The sequence below is a fragment of the Pseudolysinimonas sp. genome, assembly GCF_031389465.1.
In the GTDB taxonomy this organism is placed as follows: Bacteria; Actinomycetota; Actinomycetes; order Actinomycetales; family Microbacteriaceae; genus Pseudolysinimonas_A.
Genome location: NZ_JANMSQ010000051.1, coordinates 1 through 6,730, shown reverse-complemented (window position 1 = coordinate 6,730; position 6,730 = coordinate 1). Strand labels below are relative to the sequence as shown.

Below are 6,730 nucleotides of genomic sequence, written 5' to 3'. Positions count from 1 at the left end.
TGAACATGGACCACTCCGCGTGGGAGGGTTACGAGATCGACGGCCATGTCGACACCGTCCTCAGCCGCGGCAAGGTCATCGTCGACAACAACCAGTACCTCGGCGCAAAGGGCGACGGCCGCTTCCTCAAGCGCGGCCTGTCGCAGTACCTCGTATGAACGCCGTGATTTTCCACTTAGATCCAGCCCGGCGGGCTTGGACCCCAGTCGATTCGGGTCCAACCGCTCCTAGATCCAGCCAAGTCGACAATGGGGTGGGGTAACCGATGGACTTCGGGGCAGTACTTCAGACCAACCCGCCGGCGTCGCGCACCATTCACCTGGCCAAGCTCGCCGAGCAGTATGGGTTCAGCCACGTGTGGACGTTCGATTCGCACCTGCTCTGGCAGGAGCCCTACGTCATCTACAGCCAGATCCTCGCCGAGACCAGGCGCGTCAAGGTCGGCCCGTTCGTCACCAACCCCGCGACGCGGGACTGGACCGTCACGGCATCCGTCTTCGCCACCCTCAACGAGATGTATGGCAACCGCACGGTCGTCGGCATCGGCCGAGGCGACTCGGCGGTGCGGGTCACCAACGGCAAGCCGACGACGCTCAAAGAGCTGCGCGAGTCGATCCACGTCATCCGCGAGCTCGGCAACTCACGCAGCGTCGAATACAACGGTGCCGAACTGCGCTTCCCATGGAGCCAGGGCAGCGAGCTCGAGGTCTGGGTCGCCGCCTACGGCCCGCTTGCCCTCAAGCTGACGGGCGAGGTCGGCGACGGCTTCATCCTGCAGCTCGCCGACATCGACATCGCGAAGTGGATGATCGCGACGGTGCGGGACGCCGCCGAGAAGGTCGGGCGCGACCCCGACACGATCACGTTCTGCGTCGCCGCCCCGTTCTACATCACCGATGGAACGGATGCCGGGCTCGCCCACGCGCGCGAACAGTCGCGTTGGTTCGGTGGCATGGTGGGCAACCACGTCGCCGACATCGTCGCGAAGTACGGCGACAGCGGTGCCGTTCCCCAGGCACTCACGGACTACATCAAGGGTCGCGAAGGCTACGACTACAACTCGCACGGCAAGGCCGAGAACGATCACGTCGACTTCGTGCCCGACGAGATCGTCGACCGGTTCTGCATCCTCGGCACGGCTGCTGATCACATCGCCAAGCTCGAGGAGCTACGGGCGATCGGCGTGCACCAGTTCGCCGGTTATCTGCAGCACGACAACAAGGAGGAAACTCTCCGCGTCTACGGCGAGACCGTCATCCCTGCGATGGTCGACCACCTCACGGCGAAGTCGTAATGCGGCGCTGGACCGCGGTCGCGTGGGGTGCCGCGGGCATCCTCGCCGTTGCGGTCGCCTGGGAGCTCTACAAGTTCCTCGGGCCGGCGGACGGCTTCGTCGTCGGCGCGATCGCGGGCGAGACCGGCTCGGGCGTCATGCTGCTGCCGCGTGCCCATGACCGCGCGATGCCGCACCTGTGGGACATGGTCGCCCGGCTGTTCGAGTCGACGAGCGGGGGAGACACCCCGCCGCTCATCGTCTCCGTCGCCTCGGCCGCCCTGCTGACCCTTGGGATCGCTGCGGTCGGCTGGGCGATCGGCGTCGCGGTCGGGATGCTGCTGGGCCTGGCCATGCAGCGCTGGCGGCTCGTCGAGTGGGGGCTGCTGCCCTGGATCGTCGTCAGCCAGACGGTTCCGCTGATCGCCTTCGCGCCTGTCGTCAACGTCATCGGCAACCAGATCGATCGCGGCGGGTTTCCCTGGCCGCAGTGGGTGTCGGTCGCTGTGATCGCCTCGTACCTCGCGTTCTTCCCGGTCGCCATCGGGGCGTTGAAGGGCCTCGGATCGCCCGACCGCATCCACCTCGATCTGATGCGCAGCTACGCCGCCGGCTACCGGTCGACGTTGCTGCGTCTGCGGCTGCCGGCCGCCGTGCCCTACCTGTTGCCTGCGCTTCGGCTTGCCGCCGCGAACGCCGTCGTCGGCGCCGTCGTCGCGGAAGTGTCGATCGGCATGCGGGGCGGCATCGGGCGCATGCTCATCCAACTGGCGGGGCAGGGGTCGAGCGACCCGGCAGCCCCCTGGGGGCCGACCTTCGGCTCGATCGCGCTTGGCCTCGTGGCCGCCGGCTCGGTCGCACTCGTTGGGCTGGCCTTGCGCAACTATCGACGCGGAGAGGCGACGGCGTGACCACCGTGACCACCACATCCATTCCGGCCGTGAAAGCTGAGGGCGTCGGCAAGACGTTCCCGACGAAGGGCGGCGATGTCGTCGCGCTCACCGGTGTCGAGCTCGAGGTCGCGGCCGGCGAGTTCGTCTCGCTCATCGGACCCTCGGGATGCGGCAAGTCGACCCTGTTGCGCCTCATCGCCGATCTCGATGAAGCCTCGACCGGAACGCTCGAGATCTTCGGCAAGCCGGCTCGCGCGGCACGTGTCGACCAGGACTACGGCATCGCGTTCCAGCAGTCGGGTCTGCTGCCCTGGCGAACCGTGGCAGGCAATATGGCGTTGCCGCTCGAACTGCACGGGGTGGGCGCCGCCGACCGTGTGACTCGGGTCGCCGAACTCGCCGAACTGGTCGGCCTCAGCGACTTCGTCGACCGCTATCCCGACCAGCTCTCCGGTGGGATGCAGCAGCGCGTCGCGATCGCCCGGGCCCTCGCCGAGCATCCGCGGCTGCTGCTCATGGACGAGCCGTTCGGCGCACTCGACGAGATGACCCGTGAGTACCTGCAGTCGGAACTGGCGCGCATCGCCGCCGAAACCGCCGCCGCCGTCGTGTTCGTGACGCACTCGATTCCCGAAGCGGTCTTTCTCTCCGACCGCGTCGTCGTGATGAGCCCGCGCCCCGGACGCATCACCGACGTCATCGAGACCGGGCTCGGGGCGAATCGCGCCGAGGCGCTGCGCGAGTCGCCTGAGTACTTCGCGAAAGTCACCGAGGTGCGTGAGGCACTGCACGGTGCCCCGGTGGAACGGGCGAACGAGCGATGACCCTTCGAGAGGTTCAGGGACCGACCGCGCTGCCGAATTGGCTGAGGTTCGTTGCACCGGTTGTCGTCGGAATCCTGCTCGTAGCCGTCTGGGTGCTGGCGGTCGACGTGCTGAAAATCGCGCCGCGGATGGTGCCGGGACCCGCCGCGATCGGAGCCGAACTCGCGCTGCGCATCGGCATCATCGGCGACGACATGCTCATCACCGGCACCAACGCGCTCGTCGGCCTGCTGTTCGGGGCGCTGCTCGGGGTCGTGCTCGCGGGGTTCGCCGCCGCGGCCCGACCGATCGACGGGATGCTCGCTCCGCTCGTCGCGGCTCTCGCCGTCGTGCCGATCGTGGCGCTCACCCCGATCCTCAACACGATGTTCGGTGCCTCGAGCCAGTTCGGCCGGCAGGCGGTCGCGGCGATCGCGGCCTTCATCCCGGTGTTCATCAACGTGCTGCGCGGTCTGCGGCAGACCCGTCCGGTGCACCGCGACCTCTTGCGGGCGTCGGGGGCGACCGGCTGGCAGACCTTCCGCAAGCTGACGCTTCCGACGGCACTGCCCTACCTGGTCACGGGCGTGCGGATCGCCGCGTCGCTCGCTGTCATCTCGGCCCTCGTCGCGGAGTACTTCGGCGGACCGGCCGACGGCATCGGCACCGCGATCGCCAGCTACGCGAAATCCGGCCGCGCGGCCCTGGCGTGGGCGTATGTCGCCGGCGCGATCGCCATCGGCCTCCTGTTCTTCCTCGTCACGTCGCTGCTCGAGCGGCTCGTGACGAGGCGATCGCCGGTCTGACCGGCACCTCAGTGCACCACCCGTTCCACCGATGAAAGGACACAGCATGAAACACAGCATCAGGCGCGCGCTTCTGGCAACCGCCGCCGCCGCGACCGCGGTCACGCTCGCCGCGTGCACCGCACCCGCCGACTCAGGGGATGCCGGCGACTTCGAGCCGCTCACCGAGATCAGCCTGCAGCTGCAGTGGCTGCCGCAGGCACAGTTCGCCGGCTACTACGTCGCCCTCGACCAGGGCTTCTTCGAGGAGGAGGGCTTCGACTCCGTCGAGATCGTCCCCTCGGGTGGCGATATCGTGCCGCAGGACGCTCTCGTCGCGGGAGATGTCGACTTCGCGATCGCCTGGGTTCCGAAGGTGCTCGGCACCCTCGAAGCCAGCGGTGTCGAGCTGACGAACATCGCCCAGGTCTTCCAGAAGTCCGGCACTCTCCAGGTGTCGTGGGCTGACAGCGGCATCGAGTCGGTCGCCGACTTCGAAGGCAAGCGCATCGGCTCGTGGGGCTTCGGCAACGAGTGGGAGATCTTCGCCGCGATGGCGGATGAGGGTCTCGACTCGACGACCGTGTCGATCACGACGCAGGACTTCAGCATGAACGCCCTCCTCGATGGTGACGTCGACGCCGCACAGGCGATGACGTACAACGAGTGGGCGCAGGTGCTCGAGGTCGTGAACCCCGCGACCGGTGAGCTCTACCAGCCGGATGACTTCAACGTCATCTCCTACGAGGACACCGCCGGTGCGATGCTCCAGGATGCGATCTGGGCCGACACCGCCCGGCTCGACGACCCGGCATACGCCGACGCCGCCGTGCGCTTCCTGAAGGCGATCATCAAGGGCTGGGTGTACTCGCGGGACAACCCCGAGGATGCCGCCGCGATCGTCTTCGAGGCTGCCACCAGTGCCGAACTCGCCTTCCCGGTCGGCCCGGTGCACCAGCTGTGGCAGATGAACGAGGTCAACAAGCTGATCTGGGCCGGCGGCAAGTTCGGCCTGATCGACGCGAGTGCCTGGGAGAAGACGGTCGCGGGCGCGCTCGCGGCAACCAACCAGGACGGCCTCAACCTGATCACCGCGGAGCCCGGAGCCTCGGCGTACTCGAACGAGTTCATCGAGCAGGCGCTCGCGGAGCTCGAGGAGGAGGGCGTGATCGTCGACGGTGAATACTCGCCGATCGACGTCACCCTCACCGAGGGCGGTCAGTAACCAGGTAGTACAGGTGCGGGGCGGCTCCTGGCGAGGCGCCCCGCACCATCCGCTCCACCCCGTTTCACGAAAGGCACCACCGATGAGCGATCTCGATCCGAGCCTCGGAACCCGCAGCTACGACCTCGACCGCGCGCACGTCTTCCACTCCTGGTCGGCGCAGGGTGCGCTCACCCCGTTCGTCGTCGCCGGAGGCTCCGGCAGCGAGGTCTGGGACTACGACGGCACGCGCTACCTCGACTTCTCGAGCCAGCTCGTCAACATGAACATCGGCCACACGCATCCCAAGGTCGTTGCGGCGATCCAGGCGCAGGCGGCCGAGCTGCCGATGGTTGCCCCCGCGCACGCGAATCTTGCCCGCGGCGAAGCGGCAGCGCGCATCCTGGCGAAGGCCGGCTCCCACTTCGGCAAGGTGTTCTTCACCAACGGCGGTGCGGATGCCAACGAGAACGCCATCCGCATGGCGCGGCTCACCACCGGCCGCGACAAGGTGCTCAGCACCTACCGCAGCTACCACGGCAATACCGGCGCGGCCGTCGTCGCGACCGGCGACTGGCGTCGCGTGCCGAACGAGTACGCGCGCGGGCACGTGCACTTCTTCGGGCCGTTCCTCTACCGGTCCGAATTCTGGGCCGACTCGCCCGAGCAGGAGGCGGAGCGCGCCCTCCACCACCTCGAACGCGTCATCGTCAGCGAAGGTGCGTCGTCGATCGCCGCGATCCTGCTCGAAGGTGTACCGGGCACGGCCGGGGTGATGGTTCCGCCGCCCGGTTACCTCACGGGCGTGCGCGAGCTGTGCGACACGTACGGGATCGTGCTGATCCTCGACGAGGTCATGTCAGGGTTCGGTCGCACCGGGTCGTGGTTCTCGTGGCAGCACCCACAAGTCAACCCCGACGGCATCGTGCCTGACCTGATCACCTTCGCGAAGGGCGTCAACTCGGGCTACGTGCCGGCGGGTGGAGTCATCATCTCGGAGTCGATCTCGGGCGCCTTCGACGACCAGGTCTTTCCGGGGGGCCTCACCTACTCCGGACATCCGCTCGCCATGGCCTCGATCGTCGCCGCCATCGACGCGATGGAGGAGGAGGGCATCATCGACAACGCCGCCTCCATCGGGGAACACGTGCTCGGGCCCGGCCTGCAGGCGCTCGCTGAACAGCATCCGATGATCGGAGAGGTACGCGGGCTCGGGGTGTTCTGGGCGCTCGACCTCGTGGCCGACCGGGAAACCCGCGAGCCGGTGGCGCCGTCGGTAGTGGGGGCGCTCAAAGCTGAGTTGTTGAAGCGCGGACTGCTGCCGTTCGTCATCGACAACCGGCTCCACGTCGTGCCACCGTGCGTCATCACGTCCGAGGAGGCCCTGCGCGGCCTCGCGATCATCGATGAGGCGTTCACGGCGATCGGGGGCTGAGGCCCGCCTCTGCCTGATTGCGCGGGTTGCGCGAGGCGAGGATCTCGCGCAACGTCGGCAGCACGCGCTGATCCTTGGGGCGGTTGGCGGCCTGTTTCGAGCGGATGATGTCGGCGAGGGACGCTACGCGCACCCCGACACCTGCGATTGTCATCTCGATGGCGTCCCGGTTGAGATCGCTGAACCCGTTCGTTCCGTTCGGAACGAACGAGATGTCGAAGTCGCCGTAGTCGGTGATGAGGTTCCACACGGCGGAATCTGCCAGCGATGAGCCCGTATGGACGAAGGGCAAACTCTCCTCGGTGCGGATCCGCGCGTTCATCTCGGTGAGCGCGGC

The 6,730-nt window shown here is 67.7% G+C and carries 7 protein-coding genes and 1 pseudogene; 7 read left to right on the top strand and 1 reads right to left on the bottom strand.

The features are described 5' to 3' along the window. The 7 genes and pseudogenes from RMO30_RS02030 to RMO30_RS02000 form a co-directional block, all read left to right on the top strand. Positions 1-158 (top strand): annotated as a pseudogene (locus RMO30_RS02030) (dihydropyrimidinase); the annotation flags it as partial. A 107-nt stretch (positions 159-265) separates the two neighbouring features. After that, on the top strand, positions 266-1,294 hold the full coding sequence (locus tag RMO30_RS02025) for a TIGR03842 family LLM class F420-dependent oxidoreductase (RefSeq protein WP_309708845.1): 1,029 nt from the start codon (positions 266-268) through the stop codon (positions 1,292-1,294). Next, positions 1,294-2,184 carry an ABC transporter permease subunit gene (locus RMO30_RS02020; protein ID WP_309708842.1) on the top strand — a complete coding sequence of 297 codons (891 nt, stop codon included), beginning with the start codon at positions 1,294-1,296 and terminating at the stop codon, positions 2,182-2,184. The genes RMO30_RS02025 and RMO30_RS02020 overlap by 1 nt, the downstream gene beginning before the upstream one ends. Next, positions 2,181-2,990, top strand: coding sequence for an ABC transporter ATP-binding protein (locus RMO30_RS02015; protein WP_309708839.1), 810 nt, complete (start codon positions 2,181-2,183; stop codon positions 2,988-2,990). The genes RMO30_RS02020 and RMO30_RS02015 overlap by 4 nt, the downstream gene beginning before the upstream one ends. Next, the gene (locus tag RMO30_RS02010; protein ID WP_309708836.1) at positions 2,987-3,775 is read left to right on the top strand and encodes an ABC transporter permease subunit; all 789 of its coding nucleotides are present in this window, start codon (positions 2,987-2,989) and stop codon (positions 3,773-3,775) included. The genes RMO30_RS02015 and RMO30_RS02010 overlap by 4 nt, the downstream gene beginning before the upstream one ends. 46 nt (positions 3,776-3,821) lie before the next feature. Next, positions 3,822-4,979, top strand: a complete 1,158-nt coding sequence (locus RMO30_RS02005) for an ABC transporter substrate-binding protein (protein ID WP_309708833.1) — start codon at positions 3,822-3,824, stop codon at positions 4,977-4,979. 82 nt (positions 4,980-5,061) lie between these two features. Next, positions 5,062-6,393 (top strand): aspartate aminotransferase family protein, encoded by a 1,332-nt coding sequence (locus tag RMO30_RS02000; protein WP_309708831.1) that lies wholly within the window; start codon positions 5,062-5,064, stop codon positions 6,391-6,393. On the opposite strand, the gene RMO30_RS01995 is transcribed toward RMO30_RS02000, so the two are convergent. Further along, positions 6,374-6,730, bottom strand: a 357-nt coding sequence (locus RMO30_RS01995) for a hypothetical protein (protein ID WP_309708828.1), incomplete at its 5' end; no start/stop codon positions are given. The two genes, RMO30_RS02000 and RMO30_RS01995, sit on opposite strands and share 20 nt — an antisense overlap.